The sequence below is a fragment of the Actinomadura sp. 7K534 genome, assembly GCF_004348575.1.
GTDB lineage: Bacteria > Actinomycetota > Actinomycetes > Streptosporangiales > Streptosporangiaceae > Spirillospora > Spirillospora livida.
On sequence record NZ_SMKB01000098.1, the window covers coordinates 1 to 25,873 of the forward strand.

Below are 25,873 nucleotides of genomic sequence, written 5' to 3' on the forward strand. Positions count from 1 at the left end.
GCCCCGGACGCCGAGCAACTCGAACTGGAGCTGACCCGCTGACCAACGAAGGGCCGAGCCCGGGGGTGGGGTGCAGGGGGTTACGGGATTTGTTCTACGCGGACGCCTGGGACGCTCTCGTACACGTCGGGTTCCGCGGTGATCAGCGGCCAGCGCCGCCAGCGGGCGGACCAGGCGGCCTGCGCCGCGTCCATGCCCAGGTTGGGGTTCGTGGTGACGAGCAGCCCGGTCTGCTGGGCGATCACGTCGTCGAGGTCGTCGACGTGCACGACCTGCATGCCGGGCAGCCGTTCGAGGACGGCCCGCCCGTGGTCGGGGACGATCTGCCAGGCGCGGGCGAGGGCCGTGGCCGGTATGACGATCGTCGCGTGCTGGGCGATCGAGGCGCGCAGCCGGGCGCGGACGTAGATCGTCTTGCCGGTGGCAAGGTCCAGGAGGGCGGTCGCGTCGAAGACGTGACCGGTTATCACGCGACGTCCCGGTTCTCCGGGGTGCCGCGTTCGACGAGCCGGTCCACCATGGCCTGCTCGTCCGGGCTCGGCGGCCCGAACAGGTCGTCGATGGTGGACGCGTCCCGCAGGAGGGCCAGTTTGAGCCGCGCCCCGTCCGCGAGGAACCCGGACACCGAGGCGATCTTCTTCTCCTCGGCGAGCCCCTGCAGCGTGGCGGCAAGCTCATCCGGAAGCGTGATGTTGAGTCTCGCCATGGGGGTCACGATACACACTCTCGCGCCTTTCAGTGTGTACTCGGTGGGTGGAGTGCCGGGCGTTTGCTCCCGCTTACGACAGCCATGTCGGCCTGACCATGGCCGGCATCGCCCCGGCTCCGCGCGCCCGCGCCGACGCGCTCCGCCAGCATCCGCTCGAAGTTGGGGCACTGGGTGAAGTCCTCGTGGTCGCAGTTGAGGGCGCCTTCGATGAGTTCCAGGGACGCCTGCGCGGCCGCGATGCGGGAGCGGAGCGCCTCGGCCTCCTCGCGGAGGACGTCCCGGCGCTTCGCCGGGTCGGTGGCGGTGGTCAGGGCGGCGATGTGCTCCAGGGAGAGCCCCGCGTCCTTGGCGCTCAGGATGAGGGCGACCCGCGTGAGGTCGGCGGGGCCGTACCGGCGGCGGCCGGCGGCGTCGCGCGCCGGTGTGAGCAGCCCCATCGACTCCCAGTGGCGCAGGACGTGCGCGGCCAGGCCGAAGTGGTCGGCCAGGGCGCCGATGCTCATCCGCCCCGGCTCGCTTGACTTCATGTCGACATTAACTCGCATCCTGGCGCGCATGACCACTGAGACAGAGAAGGCGCGCCAGGCGACGGAGGACCTCATCGCGCTGCTCGATGCGGCCGACCGCCTGCCCGGCTTCGAGGAAATGCGAGTCCGCTCCTACGAACTGCTCGCCGCCGAGCCCGGCACGTCCGTGGTGGACGTGGGCTGCGGCGCCGGACGTGCCGTGGCCGAACTGACCGAGCGCGCCGTCCGGGCGGTCGGCGTGGACCCGAACGAGAAGATGATCGCGGTCGCCCGGAGCCGGTGGCCCGAGGCGGACTTCCGGCTGGCGGACGCGTACGGGCTCCCGCTGGCGGACGCCTCGGTGCACGGCTACCGGGCCGACAAGGTGTTCCACCTCCTGGCCGAGCCGGAACGGGCGCTGGCCGAGGCCCGCCGCGTCCTCGTCCCCGGTGGGCGGATCGTGCTCCTCGGCCAGGACTGGGACGCCATCATGATCGATTCCGACGATCCGGCCCTGACCCGCACCATCGTGCACGCCCGCGCCGACCTGACCGCCGCCCCGCGGGCCGCCCGCCGGTACCGCAAGCTGCTGCTCGACGCCGGATTCGGCGACGTCACGGTGGAGGCGCGCACCGCCGTGCTCACCGACCCGGTGATGCTGCCCGCGCTCACCGAACTGGCCGACAAGCCCCTCTCCGCCGGTGCGATCACCCGCGAGCAGGCGGAGGGGTGGAAGGCCGGGCAGCGTGCGCGGGCCGAGGCCGACCGGCTGTTCATGGCCATGCCGATCCTGATGGCGGCCGGATCCGTTCCACGGTGAGGTCGTGTCGATCCGGCCGGTGGCCGTTCGTATAGGAGGTGAGACGCCTGCATCCGGGAAGGACGTGATGAGGATGAGCGAGATCCGGACGCTGGTGGACGGACGGGGCCTGGTCGAGTCGCCGCGCTGGCATGGGGACCGGCTGTACTTCTCCGACTGGTCCGCCGGGGAGGTCGTCGCCGTGGGGCCGGACGGCTCCAGCGAGGTCGTGGCGCAGGTGACGTCGCTGCCGCTCTGCACCGCCTGGCCCCCGGACGGCCCGCTGCTGATCGTCTCGGCGCCGGACGGCCTGCTGCTGCGGCGGGAGCCCGACGGCTCCCTGGTCGCCTACGCCGACCTCGGCCGGCCCGGGTGGAACGACGTCGTCGCCGACGGGCGCGGCAACGTCTACGTCAACGGCTTCGAGCCCCGTCCCGGCGAGCAGTTCGGGCCGGGGGTCGTGTTCCTGGCGCCGCCGGACGGCCCGGCACGCCAGGTCGCCGAGGGGATCGCGTTCCCCAACGGGATGGCGGTCACCCCCGACAACGCCACGCTCATCGTCGCGGACTCCTACGCGAACGTCCTCCTGGCCTGGGACATCGGCCTGGACGGCGGGTTGTCCGGGCGCCGCGTCTGGGCCGACCTGGGTGAGGCCGCTCCGGACGGCATCTGCGTGGATGCCGAGAACGCCGCCTGGTACGCCGACGTCCCCAACCGGCGCTGCGTGCGCGTCGCCGAGGGCGGGACGGTACTCCAGACCGTCGCCCTGGATCGCGGCGCCTTCGCCTGCACGCTGGGCGGTCCCGACCGGACGACCCTGTTCATCACCGCCGCCGAGTGGCGCGGCATGACCGACCCGGACATGGTGGCCCCCGGCTCCGGCCAGGTCCTCGCCGTCGAGGTCGACGTCCCGGGAGTCGGATGGCCATGAACCCGCGCTCCTGGGCGGTCGGCTAGGTGGCCGTGGCGAGCATCGCGTAGGCGTCACGCACGGCAGGTCTCCGGTTGTCCTTCGAAGATGCCTTGGAGAGCGCGGTGATGGCGTTTCTGCGGACAGTGTGGGTCTTGCGGTGTGCGGTGGGTAGTTGCTCCAGGACGTTCATCACGTGCTTCGCGCCCGCATCGGCGTCGCCTTCCTGGATGAGGGTGGTCGCGCGGTACATCTCGACTTGCGCGGGCCCGAGGACGCTCTTGGACGGGTACGACGCCAGGGCTTCGTCCTGGGCCTGGCGGGCACGAGAGTGGTCGCCCGTGTGGGTGTATACGAAGCCAGCGGTGTGATGGAGCCGCTGGATCGACCAGCCGAACTGCGATTGTTGGTCGTCTCGGACGTGGTCGGGGAGACGCTCGAACACTCGCTTTAGATCGTCCAACGCCTCCCGCGCTTCCGCATGGCGGCCCATTTGGGCGAGGGCCTGCGCCCTCGCGCTATGTCCGCCCGCCAACCCCCGGCAGGGAACATTGCCGGTCAGTGCGATCGCTTGATCCGTTAGATCGAGGGCCGACTGCTCGGGACGGTTGTCGCACAAGGCGTAGACCGCCTCTTTCGCCCGGACATGGGAGGCGAGGAGGGGATCGCCGGACTCGTCGGCGGCGCGGATGGAGGTTCGCCACCAGCGGCGCGCGGCCCGCACATCTCCGAGACCCGTCAGGGAGACGGCGGTGAACACGGAGAGTTGTGCAAGTGAATGGATGAGGTGCGGCCGGGCGCTGCTGATTGCGCGGGAGATCAGCAGGTCGAGTTCGGCGAGGTCGGCGAGCAGTTCCGGGAGCACCTGCTCGGGCGGGAGGTAACCGGCCTCGTGCGCGTAGTCGAAGACGACCCTCTCCCAGGTGTCGGCGTCGCGGCCGGTGGCTTCGGTCGTGAGCGTGCCGGTGAGGATGGCGCGGAGGTGTTCGGCCTCGCGACCGACGGGGGCGGCCACAGCCGTGGTGGCGAGGAGGCCGAGGAGGGCGCGGCGCTTCACGTCGTCGTCCTCATGGTCGTGGTCGGGTCCATATGGAGAGGATGCCTCCTTGACCACCCCTGTTGAGAAGAGTTCGGAGGGGTCCAATTTGAATGCTTTTGCGTATGCGGGTGCCCAGTCGCGGGGAAAGTTCCGCCCCTTCTCCCAGTCGTAGATCTGACGTGCGAGGTTGGCCACACTGCCTCGCTCCAGGCCGTCCGCGCGCAGGAGTTGCCTGGCCATCTCGTGTTTGCTCCAGCCTCGCGAGTCACGCTCGGCGCGGAGCCGGGCTGCCCAGATTGGGGGATTTTGGGCAGTCATTCGTGTGTGCCCCCTTTTGTGGACCCGGAGACTTTCGAGTCTCCGGGTGTCTCCGGGTCTGTCTCCGCATTCTCATCTTTCCTCGCGCTCTGTGACGGCGATTTACTCACAGTCGCGGGACGAGTTGAAAGCGTCCTGCCTCCGAAGACGAAGCAGCCCCGACCCGGTGCTGGAACACCATTGGGTCGGGGCCTGACCAGGAAAGAGGTCCTGGCTATGGACGAGCGTAGGACCCCCGAGGTGCGGCTCGCGGCACTTGCCGCGCATCTGGCGGCAAGGAAACTCGACGTCGACCTGTCCGCCGCCGGGCTGCGGGTCACGAACCCGCAGGTCAAGGGCTGCTGCGCGAAGAACGCCGCCGACACGGTCTCGTGCCGTCCCCGGGAGGAGGACGCCGCCGCACTCTGGTTCTTCACGTCCTGGGGCGAGCCGATCGCGCCCGCCGACCGCCTCACCGACGCCGCCGTGGCCGTCCTGGGCTATCTGGCCGCGAGGGAGGAGCGGTGACCCCCTGGGCGGTGGCCGACCTGGACCCCGAACGGATCGCTGCCGACCTGGCCCGCCGCTACCCCGGCTGCTGCGTCTGGCTCGGCGAGTACACGGGAAGTTGGTGGGCCTTCGCCCGCGACCAGACGGGCCATGACCGCCTGATCGAGGCCCCGGACCCGGCGACGCTGGGACGCCTGCTGGAGGAACTGACCGGACGCGACCACTACGGCCGGTACTCACGGGCGTCCCTCCAGAACCGCACGGCCGGACGGCCCGCGCCCGCGCGGGCACCCCGTCCGGCCGTGCATTCCAGGCCGCCCTCCCGCCCGCCGGTGCGGGCGAGGCGCATCGAACGGCGCCCGCGCGGCGGCTGGCTGCGGCGGATGCTCGCGTCCTTCGTGATCGTGGACACGCCCTGACGCAGCCGGACGGCCATGAGACCCAGAAAGAAGAGACCGGCCAGCAGGTAGCAGTTGGCGACGGGCAGCAGAAGCAGGTGCCAGCCGAAGCGCAGTGGTTCGGGGATGTACGGCGTCCACCACATGGGGGCCAGGGCGAACAGGATGTAGCCGCAGATCGCGATGGGCCGGTCGTTGTCGCGAATGAGGACGGCCAGGGCCGGGATGACCCACACCCAGTGGTGCGCCCATGAGATGGGGGACACCAGAAGGCCGGTCACGCCGGTCACCGCTATGGCGGTCAGCCAGTCGCCGCGCCTCGCCCAGGCGGCCGCTATCAGGAGCCCGCTGATTGCAATGGTCAGTGGGACGGCGGTGTACCAGTCACCGACATCGGCCGTTCCTCTAAGGGTCCGGGTGAGTGCGCCAAGAGGGGACTGGTTGCTGATGTACGGGACGCCGACCCGGGACGTGTCGTAAAAGGTGTCGAGCCAGTAATGACGGGACGCCTCCGGTGCGACGGCGTACGCGAGGAGGGTGCAGACGGCGAAGGAGACCGCGGCAGTGAAGGCGTCCTTCGTCCGTCTCGTCGCGAGGAGAAGGACGATGAAGATGCCCGGGGTCAGCTTGATCGCCGTCGCGATGCCGATGGCGATGCCCGCGGGGCGGCCCTGGGCGACCCGGTGCAGGTCGGCGAGGACGAGGGCGAGCAGGAACAGGTTGACCTGGCCCTGGAAGAACGAATGCCATACCGGCCCCAGGAGCAGTCCACCGGCTACCGCGACCTTCAGGGAAACGGGGTGGCCGGCCAGTTTCAGGGTCGTCGCGCAAGCCCAAGTGAATGCGGCCAGTGAGGCGAGTTGCCACATCAGGCGGGCGAGAGTCAGGGGCAGGGCGGCAAGGGGTGTGAACAGCGCGGCCATGAACGGCGTGTTCGTGAACCAGTGGGCGGCGAGCTGCTCGTCGTAGAGGCGCGTGCCGTCCGTCACGGCGTTCCCGCCCAGCCAGTAGATGCGGAAGTCCAGTGAGTCGTAGGTGAGCGAGAAGACCACGACGGCGAGAACTTCGATGAGCAGGACGAATATGGGCCAGCGCTTCATGCCGACAACGCTGGCTTCGATCAAGGCAGGTGCGCGTCGGGCCGTCGGCCCCTTTTGCCATGGCCCTTGTGGCCCGCGGGCTTACGCCTGCGGGCCAATGTGCCGGTAAGGGGCCGCGGTTACGATCGCGGCATGACCGCCCTGCCGCTGAGCCGAGTGCGCCGCGTCGTGTGGACGGCCGTGCTGTGGTTCGCGGCCGTCCTTTACCCCGTCGTCCTCTTCGCGACGATGGCGAGCGGGGAGAGTGGCTTCGTCGGCGAAGAAGTCCTTGTGTCGGCCTTGCTGACGGTGCTGACCCTGGCTCTGTTGCTGCGGAACCCGTTGCCCGTGCAAGTGATCCTGCTGTTCGCATGGACCGCCGCCCTGGTGCAGATGCAGGACGGTGCGATCGCGGGGCTGCAGATCCTGATCACCGATCTCGGGGTCGGGTACATCGCGGCGACCCGTTCGCGCCGGGTGTCGGTGCCGGTGGCCGTGGTGACGCTCGCCGTGCAGTTCCTTTCCGTCCTCGCCTTCGTGTCCGCGGAGGACATCCTGCTCATGACCGTGGTCCTGGCGGTCGCCGTCGCCTGGATGGTGGGGAACTCGGTCCGGGGGCGGCGGGAGCACGCCGAGACGCTGCGGGAGCAGGCCACGGCGCAGGCCGTCGCGGAGGAGCGGCTCCGGATCGCGCGGGAGCTGCACGACATGGTGGCGCACAGCATCGGCATCATCGCGATCCAGGCGGGCGTCGGCGGGCGCGTCATCGAGACCCAGCCCGCGGAGGCGCGCAACGCGCTGAACGCCATCGAGGTCACGAGCCGGGAGACCCTCGCGGGGCTGCGGAGGATGCTGACCGTCCTTCGCAGAGACGACGCGGGCGCCGCGCCGCTCGACCCGGCACCCGGGCTGGGCGACCTGGACCGGCTGGCGGAGGCGGCCAAGGACGCCGGTGTGCGGGTCGATCTCCGTGTCAAGGGCGAGCGGAGGCCGCTGCCGCCGGACGTCGACCTGTCCGCTTACCGGATCGTGCAGGAGGCGGTGACGAACGTCGTCCGGCACGCGGGCACGGACGCGTGCCGGGTCACCATCGGGTACGGGGACGGGGAGCTGTCCATCGAGGTCGACGACGACGGGCGCGGCGGCGTCCTCGGCCCCGGCTACGGCATCGTCGGGATGCGCGAGCGGGTCGGGCTGCTGCGCGGCGACCTCATCGCCGGGCCGCGTCCCGACGGCGGGTTCCGGGTGGCGGCGAGGCTCCCGCTGCCGGCGGCCGTGCGATGACGGTCCGGGTCGTCCTGGCGGACGATCAGCCGCTGATCAGGGCCGGACTGCGCGTGCTCGTCGCCGACACCCCGGACCTGGAGATCGTCGGGGAGGCCGGGACGGGCGCGGAGGCCGTCCGGCTGGTGGAGGACGTCAAGCCCGACGTGGTCGTCATGGACATCCGCATGCCCGACATGGACGGCATCGAGGCCACCCGGCGGATCACGACCGCCCGGGTGCTGATGCTGACCACGTTCGACGACGACGAGTACGTCTACGGCTCGCTGCGCGCCGGTGCCAGCGGCTTCCTGGTCAAGGACATGGCGCTGGAGGAGATCCTCGCGGCGATCCGGGTCGTCGCGGGCGGGGACGCGCTGATCGCGCCGCGCGTCACCCGGCGGCTGATCGAGGAGTTCGCCGCCCGCCCCGAGCCCGCGAGCGCCCCGCGTCCGGCCGACGGCATCACCGAGCGGGAGCGCGAGGTGCTGACGCTGGTGGGGCGCGGCAGGACGAACCACGAGATCGCGGACGAGCTGTTCATCAGCGTGGCGACGGCGAAGGCGCACGTCGCGCGGCTGCTGACCAAGCTCGACGCCCGCGACCGCGTCCAGCTCGTGATCATCGCCTACGAGATGGGCCTCGTGCGGCCCGCCACCGGCGGTAGTACTACCTGACGTGGTGGCTCCCGTGAGCGTCGGTTAACCTGGACGGCGTGAAGGGTCTGGGAGAGCTTGAACGCACGGTCATGGAGGTCCTCTGGGCGAGGGAGGACGCCGGTGGCCAGGCCGCGACCGCGCGTGACGTCAGCCGCGCCCTCGCGAACGACCGCGACCTCGCGCACACCACCGTCATGACGGTGCTGGACAGGCTCGCCAAGAAAGGCTTCCTCGCCCGCGAGCGCGACGGCCGCGCCTGGCGGTACCGGCCGGTGGCCAGCCGGGAGGGCTACGTGACCGAGCTGATGCTGGGCGCCCTGAACGAGACGGGCGACCGGGACGCCGCGCTCGCCCACTTCGTCCGGTCCGTGTCGGAGGACGAGATCGACGTCATCCGCGAGACCCTGGCCGGTCTCATGAGCAAGGAACCACCGGCATGACCGGCACCGCCCTGCTCGCATTGATCTCCCTGGGGACCGTCGGCGGGGCGCACCTGCTGTCCCGGGCCCGGTGGACGTGGCGGACGCCGCGCACCGGCATCGCGCTCTGGCAGGCCCTCGGGCTGTGCTGGGGCGTCGCCACCATCGGCGCGCTGCTCGGCCTCGCGCTGCTGCCGTACGGGAGCGGTGTCCTCGGCGGGCTGCCCGGCCTGTACGACGACCAGGCCGCCCGGCTGGGCGCCGTGGAGGTGGCCGCGCTGCTCGCCGCCGTCAGCCTCACCGGCGTGCTGCTGGTCATGCTGATGTACGCGCTGGTGCAGGTCGTGCGGGACCGGCGGCGGCACCGGGCGCTGCTCGCGCTGGTGTCGCGCCGCGACTCGGCCGTCCCCGGAACGCTCGTCGTCGACCACCCCGGCGCCGCGGCGTACTGCGTGCCGGGGGTCCGCTCGTCGAAGGTCGTCGTCAGCGCCGGGACGCTCGCGCTGCTCGACCGCGGGGAGCTGGCCGCGGTGCTCGCGCACGAGCGCGCCCACGCCCGCGAGCGCCACGACCTGGTGCTGCTCCCGTTCACCTCGCTGCGGCAGGTGTTCCCGCAGTTCCGGCTGGTCGCGCGGTGCCTGGACGCGGTGGAGCTGCTGATCGAGATGGCCGCCGACGACCGGGCCCGCACGGGACGGCCGCCGCGCGACCTGGCGACCGCGCTGCTGCGCTTCGCCGCCGCCCGCCCGGCCGCCGCCCCGTCCGGGACGCTCGGGGTGGCCGCGCACGGCAAGATCCCGGTGATGGCGCGGGTGAACCGGCTGCTGGAGCCGGAGCCGCTGCCCCGCCCGGCCCGTTTCGCCGCCGCCATCGCCGTCCCGGTCATCGCCGTCCTCCCGCTCCTTCTCCTAGTGCTGCCGCATTAGTCAGGCGGTCGTCGGGACGGATTCGGCGGGCGCCGCCGCGGTGCCCGCCGGGGGCCTCGGGTTGCGCAGGACGAGGAGTGAGACGGCGAGGGCGGCGACGAGCAGGCCCGCCGAGACGCTGAACGCCAGGTGGTATCCGCCGGTGAGCGCGGCGGCCTCGCCGTGCCCGCCCGCCCGCAGGCCCTCGACGCGGGAGGCCGCGAGGGTGGTCAGCACCGCGACGCCGAGGGCCATCCCGACCTGCTGGACGGTGTTGAACAGCCCGGACGCGAGACCCGCGTCGTCCGGGCGGGCGCTGGACATGCCGAGCGCGGTGAGCGACGGCAGGACGAGCCCGCCGCCCGCGATCAGCACGAACACCGGGAGCAGGTCGGTGACGTAGTCCGCGTGCACCGGGACGGTCGTGAGCAGGAGCATCGCGCCGCTCAGCAGCACCAGCCCGGCGATCAGCACGAGGCGCTCACCGAACCGGTTCGACAGCCGCGCCGAGACGAACAGCGACACCGCGCCGATGGACACGGCCGCCGGGAGCATCGCGAGACCGGTGTCGAGCGCGCTGTAGCCGAGGACCCGCTGCATGTAGAGGGCCACGATGACCTGGAACGAGAACATCGCCGACAGCGTGAGCAACTGGACGACGTAGGCGCCCGCCACGTTGCGGGAGCGCAGGATCCGCAGCGGCATCAGCGGGGTCGCGGCGGTGGCCTGCCGGGCGACGAACCCGGCGAGCAGGGCGAGCGACACCGCGCCGAGGCCGAGGGTGTGCGCGGACGCCCAGCCGTGCTGCTCGACCTTGACGACCGTGTAGATCCCGAGCATCAGCCCGGACGTGACGAGGAGCGCCCCGGCCAGGTCGGCGCCCGCGGACAGGCCGATGCCGCGGTCGCGCGGCAGCGCCGGGAGGGCCAGCAGGATCGTGGCGAGCCCGATCGGCAGGTTGATGAAGAAGATCCAGTGCCAGCCCAGCGCGTCGGTGAGCACCCCGCCGAGCACCTGCCCGATGGACGCGCCGGCGGCGCCGGTGAAGCTGAAGATCCCGATGGCCTTGGCGCGTTCGCGGGCGTCGGTGAACAGCGTCACCAGGATGCCGAGGACGACCGCGGTGGCGAGGGCGCCGCCGACACCCTGCAGGAACCGGGCGGCGATCAGCATCCCGGCCGTGGTGGCCGCGCCCGCGAGCACGGACGCCGCGGTGAACAGCGCGTTCCCGGCGAGGAACATCGTCCGGCGGCCGACGAGGTCGCCGAGCCGCCCGGCGAGGAGCAGCAGGCCGCCGAGGGGGATCAGGTAGGCGTTCATGATCCAGCTGAGCCCGGCGGGGGAGAAGCCGAGGTCCTGCTGGATGGCGGGGGCCGCGACGGTCACGATGCTGCCGTCGAGGATCGCCATGAGCATCGTGGTGGACAGTACGGCGAGCGCCGCCCAGCGGGAGCGGAGTCGCGTGGTCTTTTCCTGGTTCGTCGACACAGGAAAGACCGTAACAGATAGTTCTGTTACAGACGATCCTTATCAGAACTATTTTGCCCGCTCGCGTGCCCGGCGCACCGGCTGGGGGCTCTCCGCGGGCGTGGCCAGATGCCCGGTGACCAGGGTGTTCAGTGCCCGCAGGAAGACCTCGCGGTCCTCGGCCGGCAGGGAGCCGAGAGCGGCGTCGTGGACGCCGTCCGCGATCCGCTGGCTGCGCGCGGCGACCCGGGCGCCCTCCTCGGTGACCGCGATGATCCGGGCGCGCCGGTCCCTGGACGACGGGCGGCGCTCGGCGAGCCCGGCCTTCTCCAGGGCGTCCACCGTCACGACCATGGTCGTCTTGTCCATGTCGCCGATCTCGGCGAGCTGGATCTGGGTGCGCTCCTCCTCCAGCGCGTGCACCAGGACGCAGTGCATGCGCGGCGTCAGCCCGATCTCGGCGAGCGCCGCCGTCATCTGGCTGCGCAGGACGTGGCTGGTGTGGTCGAGCAGGAAGGACAGGTCCGGGCTCGTGCGCTCCGGTGACCTGCGCGGGGTCATCGCGGTCATGCGTCCAGCCTACCCAAATGGTTCCGTTCCGGATTATCTAGGAGCGACCGCATCGGTCGGCTATGCTCGACGGCGTGAACCGCACCGCGTGCACGAGCTGGCGGCCGTCCTAGGACGGCCGACTCGCACACGCCCCGGGGCCGTCCGCTGGACGGCCCTTCTCTCTTCCTCGGTGACGCGGCCCGTCCGGCGGGACCGGCGCCGCCGATCTGAGGAGAGACCATGGAGACCGCCCTCGAAGACCGCACCGCCCTCGAACACCGCATCGCCCTCGAAGAGCGCATCGCCGCCGATCCCGGCTCGTTCCGGATCCTGACCGGCGACCGCCCCACCGGCCCGCTCCACCTCGGCCACTACTTCGGCACGCTCGCGAACCGGGTACGGCTCCAGCGCGCGGGCGTCGAACTGATCGTGCTGGTGGCCGACTACCAGGTCCTCACCGACCGGGACGTCGCCGACCGCCTGCCGGAGCACGTCGAGGGGCTCGTCGCCGACTACCTCGCCGCCGGCATCGACCCGTCCGGCGCGACGATCTTCCGGCACAGCGCCGTCCCGGCCCTGAACCAGCTCCTGCTGCCGTTCCTGTCGCTGGTGTCGGTCGGCGAGCTGCGGCGCAACCCCACCGTCAAGGACGAGATCGCGGCGGCGCGGCGGGCGTCGGTCAGCGGCCTGATGTTCACCTATCCCGTCCACCAGGCCGCCGACATCCTCTTCTGCAAGGCGAACCTCGTCCCGGTCGGCCGGGACCAGCTCCCGCACCAGGAGATCACCCGGACGATCGCGCGCCGCTTCAACGAGCGCTACGGGCGGGTGTTCCCCGTCCCGGACGCGCTGCTGTCGGACGCGCCGAGCCTCCTCGGGACCGACGGCCGGAAGATGAGCAAGAGCCGCGGCAACGCCATCGCCCTGTCGGCCGGGCCGGACGAGACCGCCCGGCTGATCCGGCGCGCGGTGACGGACGGCGACCGGAACATCGCCTACGCGCCGGACACCCGTCCCGAGGTCTCCAGCCTGGTGCTGCTCGCCGCGCTCTGCCAGGGCCGCGATCCGCACGAGGTCGCCGCGGAGATCGGCGACGGCGGCGCCGCCGCACTCAAGAAGGTCGTGACCGACTCCGTCAACGAGTTCCTGCGCCCGATCCGCGCCCGCCGCGCCGAGCTCGCCGCCGACCGGGCGTACCTGCGGAGCGTCCTCGCCGAGGGCAACGAGCGCGCCAACGCCGTCGCGGACCGAACCCTGGACGAGGTGAGGGCGGCGATGGCGATGTGACGTCCAGTGCGATGTGAGCTCTAACGCGGCCCGATGCCTTCGAGGACGGTGGCGACGAGGTCGTCGACCTTCTCCGGGGAGGTGCGCGGGGCGGTCCCCTCGCCCTGGAGAAGCACCGACAGCACGGCCTCGTGGCACACCCCGACGATCATGGAGGTCGCCGCCTCGACCCGCGCGCCGGCGGCGATGCGGCCGAGGTCGCGCTCGCCCCGCAGGTAGCGGGCGAGCCGGTTCCGCCAGTCCCCGCCGCCGCCGTTCAGCGCCGTGAACCGGTCGAGGACCCGCGGCTGCGCGAGCAGGCCGGCCAGCGCGGGCAGGAGCCCGTCGTGCAGCAGCAGCCCGTGCTCGACGTAGACGCGCAGGTTCGCCTCGACCGTCGCGTCGCCGGGCTCCGGCAGCGGCGGCAGCGTGCGCCCGATGGCCTCGACGCGCGCCCGCAGCGCGTGGGCGAGCAGCTCCTCCTTGTCGGCGAAGTGGTTGTAGAGGACGCCGTCGGCGACGCCGGCCTCCCGCGCGATCGCCCGGACGGTCAGGCCCGCCGTCCCGCGCTCGGAGATCATCCGCTCGGCCGTGACGATCAGGTGCTCGCGCAGCGTCCGGTCGCCGGCGCGCAGCGCCGCCGCTTTTCGAGGTGCCATCACCCCGCATCGTAGTGAGCGAGCGTGAAGCCGTGCGCGGCGAGTTCCGGCAGGAAGTCCGGGCCCGCGGCGTCCTCGATGTGCCGGACGCCGGGGGCCGCCCCGGCCAGCCGCCGGACGACCAGCGCGGCGGCCAGGCCCGTCGCCCGGCTCTGCCTGCGTCCGGCGAACGACCGCACCGACCCGCCGGACGCGACCGCCACCGCGAACCCGTCGCCGCCGACGTGCAACCGGCGGAACGCGGCCCGCACCGCGCGGGCGTCGCGGAACGGCGCGAGGCGCGGCAGCAGGGCGGTGAGGGCGCGCGAGTCCAGGCACAGGCCCGTCCGGACGCGGCCGGGGAGGGTGTACTGGTCGGAGAACGGGAAGCGGTGGACGGTCCGGACGCCGTACGGCTCCGGGAAGCGCATCCGCCACGACTCGCCGATGCCGCCGAGGGAGTCCAGCGTCCACTCCACGGCGGACGGCCCGTGCTCGCCGGACCCGACGAGGACGCCGATCTCGACGTCCGCGCCGCCGAACTCGCGGGCCAGCAGGTTCGTGACGCCGGGCGCGAGGCCCACGCTCAGCACCGCCGTGGCGTTCCCCTCGACCGCGAGCCCGTCGAGCTTCTCGATACCGGACAGCACCTCGTGCGAGGCGGAGACGTCCACGTAGTGGACGCCCCGCCGCAGGCACGCCTCCGCGACGCGCGCGTTCTCCCGTTCGGCGCACATGACCACGGCGTCGGCGTCCAGATCCAGGTCGTCGTGCCGCAGGTCGATCCGCATCGGGGTCGTGCCGTACACCGTGCCGGCCTTCGCGGGATCCCGGCCTGCGACGACCACCTCTGACACGTGCCCGAGCAGCCCAGCGGCGACCTCGCGGCCGACCGCCCCGTACCCGCCGAGCACCACGACGCGTTCCATGCCGTCCCCTATGCCCGCGCGGTGACGAGCCAGGCCGCGCCCCGCAGGCGGACGGCCCCGTCGCGCTCGAACGGCCGCATCGCCTCCGTGATGATGTCGACCAGTTCCGGGCTCTCGCCGTAGTTGTAGCGGATCGGGCCCCAGCCGGCGAAGAACTCGCCCGCGTCGCGGGCGTCCCGCCCCTCGATCTGCTCGGCGTGCACCTTGCGGCAGGCCACACTGCGAAACCCGGCCTCCTCCAGGACCTCGCGGACCCGGTCGGGTTCGGACAGCGACAGCGGCCCGCCGTCGTGCCCGACCGGGGCGTGGTCGAGCGGCGGCAGCGCCGCGAGGACCTTGCCGATGTCGTTCTCCGCGATCGGCGCCATCGACAGGAACGCCAGGCGCCCGCCCCCGCGCAGTGCCCGCCGGATGTTGCCGAACGCGGCGACCGGGTCGGCGAAGAACATCACCCCGAACCGGCTGACCGCGACGTCGAACGCGCCGGTGGCGAACGGGTAGACCTGCGCGTCGCCCTGCTCGAACGTCACGTTCGCGACGGCCTCCGCTCCGGCGAGGGAGCGCGCGCGGGCGAGCATCGGCGCGGAGAGGTCCACGCCCGTCGCGCTGCCGAGCCTGGCCTGCCCGGCGGCCAGCCGGGTGACCTGGCCGCTTCCGCAGCCGATGTCGAGCACGCGGTCGCGCGGCCCGATCGCGGCCCCCTCCAGCAGGTATCCGTTGAAGGCGCCGTTCCCCGCGTCGTACCGGTCGTGGTGGTCGGCCCAGTGCCGCCCCTCGTACCCGTTCCACGCCTCGTACTGCGCCACGTTGACGATCTCCGGACCACCGGATCCCATGTCCCCTCCATATGAACGGATGTTCATGAACGTACGTTCATAATGAGCGAACGCCCCGCCCGGCGTCAAGACCCGGATTCGCGGCCGCAGTGCGATCCCGTCTAGAACGGAATTCTTCGTTCCCCTAACATGGGGGCATGGAGACCTCGGCACGGGCGCCCATGAGCGGGCGCAAGGCGCAGGCGGCTCGCAACGACACGCTCATCCGGGAGGCGGCGCGGGCGGTGTTCACCGCCGACCCGGATGCGCCGATCTCGGCGGTGGCCGAGCAGGCCGGCGTGGGCATCAGCGCGCTGTACCGCCGCTACAAGAGCAAGGAGGACCTGCTGCAGAAGCTCGCCGACGAGGGCATGGACCGCTACCTCGCCCAGGTGGAGGCCGCACTGGCGGACGAGGGCGACGCCTGGGAGGCGTTCGCCGGGTTCATGCGCCGCTGCCTGGACATCGGCGCCGGGTCCCTGACGATGCGGCTCGCGGGCAGCTTCGAGGTCACCGAGGAGATGAGCCGCAAGGGACGGGAGATCCACCTCGCGACCACCCGGCTGCTGGAGCGCGCCAAGGAGGCCGGGGTGCTGCGTCCCGAGATCGAGGTGGGGGACGTGTCGGTGATCCTGGAGCACCTGCACGGCATCCGCATCGGCGACGACGAGCGCATGAACCGGCTCCAGCACCGGTATCTCGCCCTGATCCTGGACGCGCTGCGGCTCACGGACGCGGAGAAGCTGCCCGGCCCGGCCCCGACCTGGCAGGAGCTCCGGGGACGCTATGACGACTGACGCGGACGCCCCCGTCCTGGGGCGGCGGGCACTGAACCGGGCGCTGCTGGCGCGGCAGATGCTCCTGGAGCGGCACGCGATGCCGGCGCTCGACGCGATCGAGCGGCTGGTCGGCATGCAGTCCCAGGCGCCGAACCCGCCGTACATCGGGCTGTGGAGCCGCCTGGACGGCTTCTCCTTCGACGAGGTCGGCGAGCTGATGACCGGCCGCCGGGCGGCCCGCATCGTGCTGATGCGCGGGACGCTGCACCTGGTCAGCGCCCGCGACGCCCGCGCGCTGCGCCCGCTCACCCAGGTCATCCAGGACGACTACCTGAAGACCAGGGCCGGCGACCTCGCCCACGTCGACCTCGACGCCGTCTTCGCCGCGGCACGGGCCCACCTCGAAGCCGAGCCGCGCACCGACAAGGAGGTGCGGGAGCTGCTGGCCGGGCGGTGGCCCGGCGAGGACGCGGCGCTGCTCGGCTGGGCCGTCCGCTGCGGCGTGCCGCTCGTCCAGGTCCCGCCGCGCGGCATCTGGGGCGCGTCGGGCATGGCCCGGCACACGACGCTCGACGCGTGGCTGGGCGGGTCCGCCGTGCCCGAGGCCACGCTGGACGAGCTGGTCCTGCGCTACCTCGCGGCGTTCGGCCCGGCGAGCGTGCGGGACGTCCAGCAGTGGTCCGGCCTGCGGCGGCTCGGCGAGGTGGTCGAGCGGCTCCGTCCCGGCCTCCTGGTGTTCCGCGACGAGGACGGGCGGACGCTGTACGACGTCCCGGAGGCGCCGCGCCCCGATCCCGGCGCCCCGGCCCCCGTGCGGTTCGTGCCCGACTTCGACAACCTGCTGCTGTCGCACGCCGACCGGGCACGGATCATCAGCGAGGAGGACCGCAGGCGGATCTTCACCGTCAACGGGATCATCCGGGCGACGTTCCTCGTGGACGGCTTCGTCCACGGCATGTGGAAGATCGAGAAGAAGGGCGGCAAGCGGGGCGGGGCCACGCTGCTCATCACCCCGTTCGCCCCCATTACGGACCCGGAGCGCGCCGCACTGGAGGAAGAGGGGACGCGCCTGCTCGCCGCCGCCCACCCCGACGCGGCGTCCCACAAGATCGAGTTTCTGGTCCCTCAGGAAGCGTCGAGGTAGCGCAGGACGGCCAGTACCCGGCGGTGATCGCTGCCCGTGGCCGTGAGACCCAGCTTGGCGAAGATGTTCGCGACGTGCTTCTCGACGGCCCGCTCGGTCACCACCAGGGACGCGGCTATCGCGGCGTTCGTCCGTCCCTCCGCCATCAGGCCGAGCACCTCCCGCTCCCGGGGCGTCAGCGCGGCCAGCCCGGCACCCGGACGGGACGCGGCGAGCAGCTGCGCGACGACCTCCGGGTCGAGGGCCGTCCCGCCGGCGGCGACGCGGGCCAGCGCGTCCACGAAGTCGTCCAGGTCGGACACCCGCTCCTTCAGCAGGTAGCCCACGCCCGCCGGGGCGGAGGCGAGCAGCTCGGCCGCGTACCGCGTCTCCACGTACTGCGAGAACAGCAGGACGCCCAGCTCCGGACGCTCCCGGCGCAGCTCGATCGCGGCGTGCAGGCCCTCGTCGGTGTGCGTCGGCGGCATCCGGATGTCGATCACCGCGACGTCCGGCCGGTGCTCGGCCACGGCCGCGCGGAGCGCCGCCGCGTCGCCGACCCCCGCGACGACCTCGTGCCCGCGCAGGCCCAGCAGGTGCGCCAGCCCCTCCCGCAGGATCACCGCGTCCTCGGCGATCACCACCCGCAGCGGGGTCATGGCGTGCGGAGGGGGAGCGTGACGGTCACGGCGGTCGGTCCTCCCGGTGGGCTGTCCAGGTGAAGCTCGCCGTCCACCGTACGCACCCGCTCGGTCAGGCCCGCGAGGCCGCCGCCCGGGCGCGCCCACGCGCCGCCGCTCCCGTCGTCGGCGACGGCGAGCCGCAGTGTGCCCGCGCCCGGCTCGGCGGCCGTGATGGTCACCCGGCCGGCCGCCGCGTGCCGGGCGGCGTTGGCGAGCAGCTCGGACGCGCAGAAGTACGCGATCGACTCGATGGCGGCGGACGGGCGTTCCGGCAGGTCCGTGTCCAGCTCCACCGGGACGGGGCTGCGGGCGGCCAGCGTCGCCAGCGCCGCGTCCAGGCCCTTGTCCAGGACGGGCGGGTGGATGCCCCGCACCAGCTCGCGCAGCTCGGAGATCGCCGCGCGGGCGCCGGTGTGCGCGTCGTCGACGAGCTTGCGGGCGCCGTCCGGGGCGTCCGCCGGGAGCGTCTCCTTCAGCGCGGCGAGCGTCATGGTCAGCGAGACGAGCCGCACCTGGGCGCCGTCGTGCAGGTCGCGCTCGATCCGGCGGAGCGTCGCGGCCGCGTCCTCCACCGCGTATGACCGGCTCTCCTCCAGGTCGCGGATGCGGGCGTCGCGGGGGCGGGGGCCGAGCAGCGCCCGCAGGACGGCCAGGTCCAGCCCGGCGGCGAGCCGGACGGCGCGCGGCGCGATCAGCAGCAGCAATGCGCCCGCCAGCGCGACCAGGAGGCTGCGCTGCCAGGTGTCGAAGTAGAAGCCGTCGATCGACAGGCCGACTCTCGGCTCGCCGCTGGAGTCGCGCCCGCGTGACTCGTTGAGGCCGAGGGACCGCTGGATCGGATACGTCAGCAGCAGGAACCCGTACACCCAGGTCACGAGCACCGCGACGAGGCCGAGGAGCGCCAGCGGCAGCGCGGTCAGCAGGTGCAGGAACGCGCGGTAGCCGGTGCCGTCGTGCGCGTCGCGCACCCAGGCGCGCAGGCCCGCCCGCGAGCGGGGCCGCTCCGGCGCGGGCACGTGCTCCTCCAGGAGGACGGCCGCGAGGCGCCGGTGCAGCGCGCCGAACCTCCGGGCACCGCGCAGGACCGCCGCCGTCGCCGGTCCGCCGAGCCTGGTCACCGACAGGACGCCGCCGAGCACGGCCGAGAGCAGCGCGTATGCGAAACCGATGAGGGCGAGTGGTGCCTTCACCAGGAGATAGAGGGTGTCGGCCCCAGCTTTGCGCAGCACGGGTCTCATCTACCCATCGTCCCGCCCAGAACGCCGACAAGCAGTCGTGCATGAAGCGCTGTGAGCGCCTTCAGGATGACCGGCATCAGCGCGAGCATCACGAGCCCGCCCAAGGCGTGGACGGCCCAGGCACCGGTGAGAGTGGGACCGCCCCAGGCGTCGTCGAGTGTGCCGCCCATCCCGATGAGCCACCGTCCCGGGTAGAGCAGGTTGAGGACGACGATGCTCCACGCATAGCCCACCAGCAGCAGCGACACCACGTTGAGCGGCAGGGACAGCAGCGCGTGGACGATCGTGGGGAACCGTCCCGTGCGCTTTGGCTCGACGTCCAGGAGCCGTTGGGCGAGCGAAGCCTGGACCGGTGCGCCGGTCAGCGAGGCGAGGGCTGCGGGGAGGGCGGTGAGCGTGTACGCGGAGCGCAGCCAGAGCGTCCGCCCGAGATGGGCCCGGAGCCCGGTACGGGAAGCGGTGATCGTCATGGAAACCCCCCTCTGGTCAGGGACGAGCAGGTGTTTCCAGGCTCCTTCGGCGGGGCCGCCCGGGTCGATCGTGCGGGCAGGCCGATCGGGGGTTCGGTTAACCGAACCCCGCCGCGCGGATCAGCCGGAATCCGGGGCGCAGGGGGCCGTGTGGTCGGGGTCCAACGCTTCGAGCAGGGCGTGGAGGGTCTCGCGGAACTCCAGCATCTGCTCGCGGGTCAGCGGGTCGAACAGCCGGCGCCTGACCTCGGCGACGTGGCCGGGGGCGGTCTCGACCAGCACGGCGTAGCCCTCGTCGGTCAGCTCGGCGATCGTGGCGCGGCGGTCGGTGGCGTGCTTGGTCCGGCGGACCCAGCCGGCCTCCTCCAGCCGGTTGACGGCGTGGGACAGCCGGCTCGGCGACGAGTGGACGACCTCCGCCAGCTCGCTCATGGTCAGCGCGCGGCCGGGGGACTCCGACAGCATCGCCAGGATCATGTAGTAGGCGTGCGGCATCCCCGAGTCGCGCTGGAGCTGCCGGTCGAGGGCCTCGTTGAGCAGGCGCGACGTCCACAGGAAGGCGCGCCAGGTCTCCTGCTCGTCGGCGTCGAGCCACCGTGGTTCCGTCATGCTCCCAGCCTACCCGGAAGATTGAACCTTCAAGACTTGAAAGTTAAACTAAATCGGGTTACCTTGAGGCACGACTAAGGGGGATGAGATGACTCGGATGCCCGTTCTGTACCTCAGCCACGGCGCACCGCCGCTGGCCGACGACCCCGTGTGGACGGACGAACTGGCCCGCTGGTCGGCCGGGATGTCGAAGCCGAAGGCGATCTTGATGGTGTCCGCGCACTGGGAGGAGGCTCCACTGAGCATCGGCGCGACCCGCCAGGTGCCGCTCGTCTACGACTTCTGGGGCTTCCCCGAGCACTACTACACCGTGCGGTACGACGCCCCCGGCGCGCCCGAACTGGCCGATGACGTGCGCAAGCTCATCCCCGGCGTCCACCAGGACGAGAAGCGGGGGCTCGACCACGGCGCGTACGTGCCGCTCGTCGAGATGTACCCGGACGCCGACGTTCCCGTGCTGCAGATGTCCATGCCGACGCTGGAGCCCGCGCGGCTCTTCGACATCGGGCGTAGCCTCGCGCCGTTGCGCGACAAGGGCGTCCTCATCGTCGGGAGCGGGTTCACCACGCACAACCTGCGGGAGATGCGCCCCGGACCGGACGCGGAGCCGCCGGCCTGGTCGGAGGAGTTCGACGACTGGGCGCAGCGGGCCGTGGAGGGCGGCGACGTCGACGCCCTGCTCGACTTCCGGGCCAAGGCACCGGCGGCCCGTGTCGCCCACCCGAGGACGGAGCACTTCGCGCCGCTGTTCATGGCGCTCGGCGCGGACGCCGACAACCCCTCGGCACGGCGGTCGGTCATCGACGGCTACTGGTTCGGCCTGGCGAAGCGGTCCTTCCAGTTCGGCTGACCCGCCCGCGCACCCGCCGGGGGCGTCAGTCGGACCGGGCGCCGTTCATCGCCGCGGACCCCTCCATCTGGGAGAACCCCGTGCGCCAGGACGCGAACTGCGGCTTCCAGCCGAGGTCCAGCGCCTTGGCGTTCGACACCGGGCGGCCCGTCGTGGCGGCGTGCTTGCCCGCGCTGCCCGGCGTGGGGGCGCCGAGGGCCGCGCTGTAGACCGGCAGCCAGTCGGCCGTCGTCGCCGGCTCGTCGTCGACGATGTTCACCGCGCCCGCGGGCCAGTCGAGCGCCGCCAGCGCGGCCGACGCCGCGTCGTCGGCGTGCACGAACGACGTCCACGAGGGCGCGAGGCGCAGGCTGCCCGCCCGCACCCGCTCGGCGATCGCGCCGTCCGGCGCGTACCAGGTGCCCGGCCCGTAGAGCGCGCCGTACCGCAGCACGATCCCGCGGGGCATCTCGGCGAGGGCGTCCTCCAGCGCGGCGACGCCCTCGTACGGCGGCAGCGACGAGTCGAGCGGGTCGGTCTCGACGGCCGGGGCGTCCCCGGGGCGGTACAGCCACGCGATGCTCTGCGCGACCATGGTCTGGACGCCGGCGGCCAGCGCGGCCTCGACGAGGTTGCGGGTGCCCTCGATCCGGAGATGCGAGTTGGCCCCGAAGTCCTCGTCGCTGAGATCGGTGAGCTGGTGGATGACCGCGTCCGGGCGCTCGGCGGCCACGGCCTTGCGCAGCGCGGAGGCGTCGAGGGCGTCCACGACGACCGGCGCGGCGCCGAGGTCGCGGAGCAGTGCGGCACGACCGGGGCGGCGCGTCGTCCCTGCGACCTCGTGGCCCGCCCGGGTCAGCAGCGGGATCAGCCGGCGACCGACGACTCCGGTCGCTCCGGCGAGGAGAATCTTCAAGGGGGTACCTCCACGACTTTCACGCCTTTGTGGTCGTCTCGACGGCAGGATAGGCATTCACTCTTTCAATGGTCACGCCCGGCCTTCAGCATGGTGCCCCCGCTTCTGCCGGACGACGTCGGACGAGCCGTACCTCCCCTGGAGACTCGTCCGCCATGAGCGTACCGCCGGGAACCGCCCGAACGCGTTTCGCGACCGGTCCGGAAGAGAATTCTTCTCTTCTGACGGGGTTCGGCCACAGCGGAGGAACGGCGGCATGAAGATCACTCTCATCCGGGGCGACATCACCGAGCAGCAGGTGGACGCGGTGGTGAACGCGGCGAACTCGTCCCTCCTCGGCGGTGGCGGGGTGGACGGCGCGATTCATCGCAAAGGCGGTCCGGAGATCTTGGATGAATGCCGCAAACTGCGTGCATCGCACTATGGCGGCGGCCTGCCGACCGGCCAGGCGGTCGCGACGACCGGTGGCCTGCTGGCCGCCGAATGGGTCATCCACACCGTCGGTCCCGTCTACTCCGCGGCCGAGGACCGCAGTGCCCAGCTCGCGTCCTGCTACCGCGAATCGCTGCGCGTCGCCGACGACCTCGGCGTCGAGTCGATCGCTTTTCCGGCCGTGTCCGCGGGCGTTTACGGCTGGCCCATGGAGGACGCCGCGCGCATCGCCGTCGGCACCGTCCGCGCCACGCCCACCAAGGTGACCGACGCCCGCTTCGTCCTGTTCAGTGCGGACGCCTACGCCGCCTTCGAGCGCGCCCTCGGCACGCCGTAGCCGCGGCGGGCCCTCAGTCGTCCTCTTTCGGCGGCGGGACGACGAGCGTCGGGCGCCGGGCGTGATGAAGAACACGCGTGGAGACGCTGCCGAGAATGACCGACCGGGCGCCCGCCAGCCCGCGCGACCCGGTGACGATGAGCGAGGCGTTCAGCTCGTCCGCGACGTCCACGATCGCGGCCCACACCGGCCCGGCACCGGGCTCGGTCCGCGCCGTCACCTCGGCCAGCCCGTTGTCGCGCGCGAGGCCGGCGCCGTGCTCCGCGAGGCGCTCGGCCTCCTTCTGCTCCTCGTAGTGGCCGCCCTCCTGCCAGGCGGCGACCGACGTCACGGTCGCGAGCGACGCCCAGTTGACCTGCGCCAGCAGCGGCTCCCACACCGTCATGACCACGGCGGGCTCCGGCTTCAGATGCCGCGCCGCGTACATGACCGCCGCCTGCGCGTCGTCGGACCCGTCGTACGCAATGAGAATCGTCATACTGCACACATCTCCAACCCGGCTCGCGTTGAACGCTCAGGCGGGGTGGCCGACCTCACCTTCCACCCGGACTCAGGCAGTAGGGGCGCGGCCGGGGCCGGACGGGCCCGCGAAGGACTGGGCGATGTCGAGCCAGCGTTCGGCGTCCGCGCCGATGGCGGTGAGGGCCAGGTCGGCGCGGTGGCGGCGCTGGGTGGTCAGGTGGCAGAAGTCGAGCGCGGGGCCGGTGACCGACTGCGCGGCGTCCGGCGGCCCCCACGTCCACTCCTCGCCCGCCGGGCCCTTGAGGACGATGCGGAACTCCTCGGCGGGCGGCTCCAGGCCGCGGTTGCGGAACGCGAAGTCGCGGGTCCGGGCGCCGATGTGGGCGACGTGCCGGAGCCGGTGGGTCGGCTCGCGCCGCTCGCCCAGGGCGTCGGCGACGTCCTCCCCGTGCGCCCAGGTCTCCATGAGCCGCGCGGTCGCCATGGACGCCGCGCTCATCGGCGGGCCGAACCAGGGGACGCGCGTCCCGGCCGGGACGGCGGCCAGGGACTCGACCACCCGGCGCCGCCCGTCGCGCCACCGGGCGAGGAGGCGGGCGGGCTCCTCGGCCGCGCCTTCCGCGGCCCCGCCGTCGACGTAGTCGCCCGGTTCGTTCAGTGCGCGCTCGACGACCTTCGCGAATCCCGCGGCGTCGGTGGCCGCGAGGATGGCCAGGTCGTCCGTCCAGGCGAGGTGGGCGATCTGGTGCGCGATCGTCCAGCCCTCGGCGGGGGTCGGGTCCGCCCAGCGCGCGGCGGGCAGCGGCGCGACCAGGGCGTCGACGGAGTCGCCCTCGGCGGCGAGGTCGGCGAGCAGGGAGTTCAGATCCGGCATGCCGCCAGGATCTCGCGGAGCGCCGCGCCCGTACAGGTCCGCGCCCGACAAACCGAACCGGGTTCGTTTAGTCCAGGAGCGTGCGGGCGGTGGCGTAGTCGGCCTTGCCGTTGGGCAGCCGCAGGCCGAGGTCCGTGCGGACGAACGCCTTCGGGATCTTGTAGCGGGCCAGGTGGGCCGCGCAGCCCTCGCGCAGCTCCGCGTCACCGGGCGCCGCACCGCCCGGCACCGGACGGACCACCGCGACGATCTCGGTGCCCCAGCGCTCGCTCGGTCGGCCGACGACCAGCGCGTCCGCGACGCCGGGCAGTCCGCGCAGGACGTTCTCGACCTCCTCCGCGAACACCTTCTCCCCGCCGGTGTTGATCGTCGTGGCCTCCCGCCCGTGGACCTCGACGGTGCCGTCCGCGAGCAGCCGCGCGCGGTCGCCCGCCACGACGAGGCGCTCGCCGTCCAGGGTGCGGAACGTGGCCGCGGTCTTCGCCGGGTCGCCGAGGTAGCCGAGCGGGATCGCGTCGCCGCCCTTGGCCAGCCAGCCCATCTCGTCGTCGCCGGGCGCGAGGCGGCGCGACCGGTCGGCGCTGAGCACGGCCGTCCCCGGCGTCGGCATGAACGACCGGGCCGACGAGCCGTCGCGCGCGACCTGGAAGCCGGACTCCGACGACCCGAGGATGTCCACGATGCGGGCGTGGGGGAGGAGCTCCAGGAGCCGCCGCTTGACGTCCGGGCTGATGGCGGCGGCCGAGTTCACGAACGTCCGCATCGAGCCGAGGTCGTGCGGCCGGGCTTCGAGCGCCTCGACGATCGGGCGGGCGAACGCGTCCCCGACCAGCGGCATCCGGGTGACGCGCTCCCGCTCGGCGGTGGCCATCAGGTCGGCGGCGTCCAGGCCGTCCACCCGGCCGGGGAAGACGACGCACGCGCCGCCGCACCAGCCGCCCAGCGCCGACCACGTGCCCGCGCCGTGCATGAGCGGCGGGCCGACGAGCACGCGGTGGTCGCTCCGCACGGCCTTTTCGAGGGCCTCGCCGAGATCGGTGAGCGGGGCGCCGTCGCGGCGGCGCATCCCGAGCGGCCCGGTCATCAGGTCGCCGATCCGCCACAGCACGCCCTTGGGCATCCCGGTCGTCCCGCCGGTGTAGAGGATGTGCAGGTCCCCGGCCTCGGGGCGGACGTCCCGCAGCGGCTCCGCGGACGCCTTCGCGAGGGCCCCCTCGTAGTCGAGCGCGCCCGGCAGGAGGTCCTCCCCGGACGCGTCGGCCACCTGGAGCAGCAGCGGCTTCCGGTCGAGCCGCGCGACCACCCGTCCGATCACCGGCGCGAACCGGGCGTGGTAGATCACCGCGGCCGGGCGGGCGTCCCCGAAGAGGTGGGCCAGCTCGTCGTCCACGTACCGGTAGTTGACGTTGAAGGGCGCGACCCGGGCCTTGTGCGCGCCGACGAGGCCCTCCAGGTACTCCGGGCCGTTGTGCAGGTAGAGGGCGAGGTGCTCGTGCGGCGACTCCCACGGCTCGGCCCGCCCGCCGTCCTCGCGCAGGCCCAGGCCGTGGCCGTGCAGGACGTTCGCCAGCCGCCGGGTCCGCTCGGCCATCTCGCGCCAGGTCATCCGGTGGTCGCCCCAGACCAGGCACTCGCGGTCGGGGACGGCGGCGGCGATGGCCTCGTGCAGGGTCGCCAGGTCGAGCATTCGGCACTCCTCCAGGGGACGGCGTCGCTCCTCCGGACGCTTGCCAGTACCGTAAACGACCGCTTACCGAATCCGATTCAGCGGGGTCCGCGATCCGGCGGGTCGGGAATGTCGTACGAGGCATAGCGGGCGAGAAGGAACAATTATCCGGTGCCCCCCGTACAGCGGCCGCGGGGCGTGGTGACCCGCGGCACCACCGCCCCCAACCGCCTGCGCCGCGTCGACCGCTGGATCGCCGCCACCCAGGCCGGCCCGCTGCGCTCGATCCCGGGCC

General features: G+C 72.6%; 30 protein-coding genes. 12 read left to right on the forward strand and 18 right to left on the reverse strand.

What is annotated here, in order from left to right; all coding sequences use genetic code 11:
• Positions 1–80: 80 nt before the first annotated feature.
• Genes E1266_RS19885 through E1266_RS19895 form a run of 3 tightly spaced genes read right to left on the reverse strand, consistent with a single transcriptional unit; the run spans position 81 to position 1,236 of the window.
• Positions 81–470 carry a hypothetical protein gene (locus E1266_RS19885; RefSeq protein WP_131954662.1) on the reverse strand — a complete coding sequence of 130 codons (390 nt, stop codon included), beginning with the start codon at positions 468–470 and terminating at the stop codon, positions 81–83.
• The gene (locus tag E1266_RS19890) at positions 467–706 is read right to left on the reverse strand and encodes a hypothetical protein (RefSeq protein ID WP_131954661.1); all 240 of its coding nucleotides are present in this window, start codon (positions 704–706) and stop codon (positions 467–469) included. The genes E1266_RS19885 and E1266_RS19890 overlap by 4 nt, the downstream gene beginning before the upstream one ends.
• 29 nt (positions 707–735) lie before the next feature.
• Positions 736–1,236: a MerR family transcriptional regulator gene (locus tag E1266_RS19895; RefSeq protein WP_132049094.1), complete on the reverse strand. Its 501-nt coding sequence runs from the start codon at positions 1,234–1,236 to the stop codon at positions 736–738.
• 28 nt (positions 1,237–1,264) lie between these two features.
• Here E1266_RS19895 and E1266_RS19900 point away from each other — a divergent pair, with 28 nt between their 5' ends.
• Both E1266_RS19900 and E1266_RS19905 read left to right on the forward strand, forming a co-directional pair.
• Positions 1,265–2,035 carry a methyltransferase domain-containing protein gene (locus E1266_RS19900; protein ID WP_132049096.1) on the forward strand — a complete coding sequence of 257 codons (771 nt, stop codon included), beginning with the start codon at positions 1,265–1,267 and terminating at the stop codon, positions 2,033–2,035.
• 73 nt (positions 2,036–2,108) lie between these two features.
• On the forward strand, positions 2,109–2,945 hold the full coding sequence (locus E1266_RS19905) for an SMP-30/gluconolactonase/LRE family protein (RefSeq protein WP_132049098.1): 837 nt from the start codon (positions 2,109–2,111) through the stop codon (positions 2,943–2,945).
• Between the two features lie 22 nt (positions 2,946–2,967).
• On the opposite strand, the gene E1266_RS19910 is transcribed toward E1266_RS19905, so the two are convergent.
• Complete coding sequence (locus E1266_RS19910; RefSeq protein WP_132049100.1) at positions 2,968–4,203, reverse strand: hypothetical protein; 1,236 nt, start codon at positions 4,201–4,203, stop codon at positions 2,968–2,970.
• A gap of 294 nt (positions 4,204–4,497) precedes the next feature.
• On the opposite strand from E1266_RS19910, the gene E1266_RS19915 reads away from it, so the two are divergent.
• Positions 4,498–4,788: a hypothetical protein gene (locus E1266_RS19915; protein WP_132049102.1), complete on the forward strand. Its 291-nt coding sequence runs from the start codon at positions 4,498–4,500 to the stop codon at positions 4,786–4,788.
• A 205-nt stretch (positions 4,789–4,993) separates the two neighbouring features.
• Here E1266_RS19915 and E1266_RS19925 read toward each other — a convergent pair whose 3' ends face one another.
• On the reverse strand, positions 4,994–6,268 hold the full coding sequence (locus E1266_RS19925) for a glycosyltransferase 87 family protein (RefSeq protein WP_132049104.1): 1,275 nt from the start codon (positions 6,266–6,268) through the stop codon (positions 4,994–4,996).
• Between the two features lie 132 nt (positions 6,269–6,400).
• Here E1266_RS19925 and E1266_RS19930 point away from each other — a divergent pair, with 132 nt between their 5' ends.
• From E1266_RS19930 to E1266_RS19945, 4 genes are read left to right on the forward strand one after another with little or no spacing between them, the layout of a single operon-like run.
• Positions 6,401–7,531, forward strand: coding sequence for a sensor histidine kinase (locus E1266_RS19930; RefSeq protein ID WP_132049106.1), 1,131 nt, complete (start codon positions 6,401–6,403; stop codon positions 7,529–7,531).
• Positions 7,528–8,187, forward strand: coding sequence for a response regulator transcription factor (locus tag E1266_RS19935; protein ID WP_132049108.1), 660 nt, complete (start codon positions 7,528–7,530; stop codon positions 8,185–8,187). The genes E1266_RS19930 and E1266_RS19935 overlap by 4 nt, the downstream gene beginning before the upstream one ends.
• Positions 8,188–8,225: 38 nt before the next feature.
• The gene (locus E1266_RS19940) at positions 8,226–8,609 is read left to right on the forward strand and encodes a BlaI/MecI/CopY family transcriptional regulator (RefSeq protein ID WP_131977175.1); all 384 of its coding nucleotides are present in this window, start codon (positions 8,226–8,228) and stop codon (positions 8,607–8,609) included.
• Entirely contained in the window at positions 8,606–9,514 is a 909-nt protein-coding gene (locus tag E1266_RS19945) for a M56 family metallopeptidase (protein ID WP_132049110.1), read from the forward strand. The genes E1266_RS19940 and E1266_RS19945 overlap by 4 nt, the downstream gene beginning before the upstream one ends.
• Here E1266_RS19945 and E1266_RS19950 read toward each other — a convergent pair whose 3' ends face one another.
• Complete coding sequence (locus tag E1266_RS19950; RefSeq protein ID WP_243718621.1) at positions 9,515–10,981, reverse strand: MFS transporter; 1,467 nt, start codon at positions 10,979–10,981, stop codon at positions 9,515–9,517.
• Between the two features lie 48 nt (positions 10,982–11,029).
• The gene (locus E1266_RS19955; RefSeq protein ID WP_132049112.1) at positions 11,030–11,530 is read right to left on the reverse strand and encodes a MarR family winged helix-turn-helix transcriptional regulator; all 501 of its coding nucleotides are present in this window, start codon (positions 11,528–11,530) and stop codon (positions 11,030–11,032) included.
• A gap of 222 nt (positions 11,531–11,752) precedes the next feature.
• Between E1266_RS19955 and trpS the strand changes: the two genes are divergently transcribed.
• The gene (gene trpS, locus E1266_RS19960) at positions 11,753–12,799 is read left to right on the forward strand and encodes a tryptophan--tRNA ligase (RefSeq protein ID WP_132049114.1); all 1,047 of its coding nucleotides are present in this window, start codon (positions 11,753–11,755) and stop codon (positions 12,797–12,799) included.
• Between the two features lie 20 nt (positions 12,800–12,819).
• Here trpS and E1266_RS19965 read toward each other — a convergent pair whose 3' ends face one another.
• The 3 genes from E1266_RS19965 to E1266_RS19975 are packed head-to-tail and all read right to left on the reverse strand — an operon-like array spanning position 12,820 to position 15,181.
• Positions 12,820–13,437 (reverse strand): TetR/AcrR family transcriptional regulator, encoded by a 618-nt coding sequence (locus E1266_RS19965; protein ID WP_132049116.1) that lies wholly within the window; start codon positions 13,435–13,437, stop codon positions 12,820–12,822.
• Entirely contained in the window at positions 13,437–14,345 is a 909-nt protein-coding gene (locus E1266_RS19970) for a saccharopine dehydrogenase NADP-binding domain-containing protein (RefSeq protein WP_132049118.1), read from the reverse strand. The genes E1266_RS19965 and E1266_RS19970 overlap by 1 nt, the downstream gene beginning before the upstream one ends.
• A gap of 8 nt (positions 14,346–14,353) precedes the next feature.
• Positions 14,354–15,181, reverse strand: a complete 828-nt coding sequence (locus E1266_RS19975) for a class I SAM-dependent methyltransferase (protein ID WP_132049120.1) — start codon at positions 15,179–15,181, stop codon at positions 14,354–14,356.
• Between the two features lie 137 nt (positions 15,182–15,318).
• Here E1266_RS19975 and E1266_RS19980 point away from each other — a divergent pair, with 137 nt between their 5' ends.
• Both E1266_RS19980 and E1266_RS19985 read left to right on the forward strand, forming a co-directional pair.
• Complete coding sequence (locus E1266_RS19980; RefSeq protein ID WP_243718622.1) at positions 15,319–15,957, forward strand: TetR/AcrR family transcriptional regulator; 639 nt, start codon at positions 15,319–15,321, stop codon at positions 15,955–15,957.
• On the forward strand, positions 15,947–17,083 hold the full coding sequence (locus E1266_RS19985) for a winged helix DNA-binding domain-containing protein (RefSeq protein ID WP_132049122.1): 1,137 nt from the start codon (positions 15,947–15,949) through the stop codon (positions 17,081–17,083). Before E1266_RS19980 ends, E1266_RS19985 begins: the two co-directional genes overlap by 11 nt.
• Here E1266_RS19985 and E1266_RS19990 read toward each other — a convergent pair.
• The 4 genes from E1266_RS19990 to E1266_RS20005 all read right to left on the reverse strand — a co-directional run bounded on the left by E1266_RS19990 (position 17,065) and on the right by E1266_RS20005 (position 20,062).
• Entirely contained in the window at positions 17,065–17,712 is a 648-nt protein-coding gene (locus E1266_RS19990) for a response regulator transcription factor (RefSeq protein WP_132049146.1), read from the reverse strand. The two genes, E1266_RS19985 and E1266_RS19990, sit on opposite strands and share 19 nt — an antisense overlap.
• A gap of 5 nt (positions 17,713–17,717) precedes the next feature.
• Positions 17,718–18,983 carry a sensor histidine kinase gene (locus E1266_RS19995; protein WP_132049124.1) on the reverse strand — a complete coding sequence of 422 codons (1,266 nt, stop codon included), beginning with the start codon at positions 18,981–18,983 and terminating at the stop codon, positions 17,718–17,720.
• Complete coding sequence (locus E1266_RS20000) at positions 18,980–19,453, reverse strand: hypothetical protein (protein ID WP_132049126.1); 474 nt, start codon at positions 19,451–19,453, stop codon at positions 18,980–18,982. The genes E1266_RS19995 and E1266_RS20000 overlap by 4 nt, the downstream gene beginning before the upstream one ends.
• A 120-nt stretch (positions 19,454–19,573) precedes the next feature.
• The gene (locus E1266_RS20005) at positions 19,574–20,062 is read right to left on the reverse strand and encodes a MarR family transcriptional regulator (RefSeq protein WP_132049128.1); all 489 of its coding nucleotides are present in this window, start codon (positions 20,060–20,062) and stop codon (positions 19,574–19,576) included.
• A gap of 97 nt (positions 20,063–20,159) precedes the next feature.
• Between E1266_RS20005 and E1266_RS20010 the strand changes: the two genes are divergently transcribed.
• Entirely contained in the window at positions 20,160–20,912 is a 753-nt protein-coding gene (locus E1266_RS20010; protein ID WP_132049130.1) for a class III extradiol ring-cleavage dioxygenase, read from the forward strand.
• Between the two features lie 25 nt (positions 20,913–20,937).
• Here E1266_RS20010 and E1266_RS20015 read toward each other — a convergent pair whose 3' ends face one another.
• Entirely contained in the window at positions 20,938–21,807 is an 870-nt protein-coding gene (locus E1266_RS20015; protein WP_132049132.1) for an NAD(P)-dependent oxidoreductase, read from the reverse strand.
• 256 nt (positions 21,808–22,063) lie between these two features.
• Between E1266_RS20015 and E1266_RS20020 the strand changes: the two genes are divergently transcribed.
• Positions 22,064–22,576 (forward strand): O-acetyl-ADP-ribose deacetylase, encoded by a 513-nt coding sequence (locus E1266_RS20020; protein WP_132049134.1) that lies wholly within the window; start codon positions 22,064–22,066, stop codon positions 22,574–22,576.
• 13 nt (positions 22,577–22,589) lie between these two features.
• On the opposite strand, the gene E1266_RS20025 is transcribed toward E1266_RS20020, so the two are convergent.
• From E1266_RS20025 to E1266_RS20035, 3 genes are all read right to left on the reverse strand, one after another.
• Complete coding sequence (locus E1266_RS20025) at positions 22,590–23,054, reverse strand: universal stress protein (protein WP_132049136.1); 465 nt, start codon at positions 23,052–23,054, stop codon at positions 22,590–22,592.
• A 72-nt stretch (positions 23,055–23,126) separates the two neighbouring features.
• The gene (locus tag E1266_RS20030; protein ID WP_132049138.1) at positions 23,127–23,912 is read right to left on the reverse strand and encodes a TIGR03084 family metal-binding protein; all 786 of its coding nucleotides are present in this window, start codon (positions 23,910–23,912) and stop codon (positions 23,127–23,129) included.
• A 67-nt stretch (positions 23,913–23,979) separates the two neighbouring features.
• Entirely contained in the window at positions 23,980–25,599 is a 1,620-nt protein-coding gene (locus E1266_RS20035) for an AMP-binding protein (protein WP_132049140.1), read from the reverse strand.
• Positions 25,600–25,873: the final 274 nt, after the last annotated feature.

Excerpts from the sequence above, each read along its gene's own strand:
- E1266_RS20035 (WP_132049140.1), bottom strand. The coding sequence starts at position 25,599 with ATGCTCGACCTGGCGACCCTGCACGAGGCCATCGCCGCCGCCGTCCCC.
- E1266_RS19970 (WP_132049118.1), bottom strand. The coding sequence starts at position 14,345 with ATGGAACGCGTCGTGGTGCTCGGCGGGTACGGGGCGGTCGGCCGCGAG.
- E1266_RS19975 (WP_132049120.1), bottom strand. The coding sequence starts at position 15,181 with ATGGGATCCGGTGGTCCGGAGATCGTCAACGTGGCGCAGTACGAGGCG.
- E1266_RS19930 (WP_132049106.1), top strand. The coding sequence starts at position 6,401 with ATGACCGCCCTGCCGCTGAGCCGAGTGCGCCGCGTCGTGTGGACGGCC.
- E1266_RS19945 (WP_132049110.1), top strand. The coding sequence starts at position 8,606 with ATGACCGGCACCGCCCTGCTCGCATTGATCTCCCTGGGGACCGTCGGC.
- E1266_RS20020 (WP_132049134.1), top strand. The coding sequence starts at position 22,064 with ATGAAGATCACTCTCATCCGGGGCGACATCACCGAGCAGCAGGTGGAC.
- E1266_RS19895 (WP_132049094.1), bottom strand. The coding sequence starts at position 1,236 with ATGAAGTCAAGCGAGCCGGGGCGGATGAGCATCGGCGCCCTGGCCGAC.
- trpS (WP_132049114.1), top strand. The coding sequence starts at position 11,753 with ATGGAGACCGCCCTCGAAGACCGCACCGCCCTCGAACACCGCATCGCC.
- E1266_RS20000 (WP_132049126.1), bottom strand. The coding sequence starts at position 19,453 with ATGACGATCACCGCTTCCCGTACCGGGCTCCGGGCCCATCTCGGGCGG.
- E1266_RS19985 (WP_132049122.1), top strand. The coding sequence starts at position 15,947 with ATGACGACTGACGCGGACGCCCCCGTCCTGGGGCGGCGGGCACTGAAC.
- E1266_RS20030 (WP_132049138.1), bottom strand. The coding sequence starts at position 23,912 with ATGCCGGATCTGAACTCCCTGCTCGCCGACCTCGCCGCCGAGGGCGAC.
- E1266_RS19905 (WP_132049098.1), top strand. The coding sequence starts at position 2,109 with ATGAGCGAGATCCGGACGCTGGTGGACGGACGGGGCCTGGTCGAGTCG.
- E1266_RS20005 (WP_132049128.1), bottom strand. The coding sequence starts at position 20,062 with ATGACGGAACCACGGTGGCTCGACGCCGACGAGCAGGAGACCTGGCGC.
- E1266_RS19925 (WP_132049104.1), bottom strand. The coding sequence starts at position 6,268 with ATGAAGCGCTGGCCCATATTCGTCCTGCTCATCGAAGTTCTCGCCGTC.
- E1266_RS20010 (WP_132049130.1), top strand. The coding sequence starts at position 20,160 with ATGCCCGTTCTGTACCTCAGCCACGGCGCACCGCCGCTGGCCGACGAC.
- E1266_RS20025 (WP_132049136.1), bottom strand. The coding sequence starts at position 23,054 with ATGACGATTCTCATTGCGTACGACGGGTCCGACGACGCGCAGGCGGCG.
- E1266_RS19910 (WP_132049100.1), bottom strand. The coding sequence starts at position 4,203 with ATGGCCAGGCAACTCCTGCGCGCGGACGGCCTGGAGCGAGGCAGTGTG.
- E1266_RS19980 (WP_243718622.1), top strand. The coding sequence starts at position 15,319 with ATGGAGACCTCGGCACGGGCGCCCATGAGCGGGCGCAAGGCGCAGGCG.
- E1266_RS19955 (WP_132049112.1), bottom strand. The coding sequence starts at position 11,530 with ATGACCGCGATGACCCCGCGCAGGTCACCGGAGCGCACGAGCCCGGAC.
- E1266_RS19890 (WP_131954661.1), bottom strand. The coding sequence starts at position 706 with ATGGCGAGACTCAACATCACGCTTCCGGATGAGCTTGCCGCCACGCTG.
- E1266_RS19900 (WP_132049096.1), top strand. The coding sequence starts at position 1,265 with ATGACCACTGAGACAGAGAAGGCGCGCCAGGCGACGGAGGACCTCATC.
- E1266_RS19935 (WP_132049108.1), top strand. The coding sequence starts at position 7,528 with ATGACGGTCCGGGTCGTCCTGGCGGACGATCAGCCGCTGATCAGGGCC.
- E1266_RS19915 (WP_132049102.1), top strand. The coding sequence starts at position 4,498 with ATGGACGAGCGTAGGACCCCCGAGGTGCGGCTCGCGGCACTTGCCGCG.
- E1266_RS19965 (WP_132049116.1), bottom strand. The coding sequence starts at position 13,437 with ATGGCACCTCGAAAAGCGGCGGCGCTGCGCGCCGGCGACCGGACGCTG.
- E1266_RS19995 (WP_132049124.1), bottom strand. The coding sequence starts at position 18,983 with ATGAGACCCGTGCTGCGCAAAGCTGGGGCCGACACCCTCTATCTCCTG.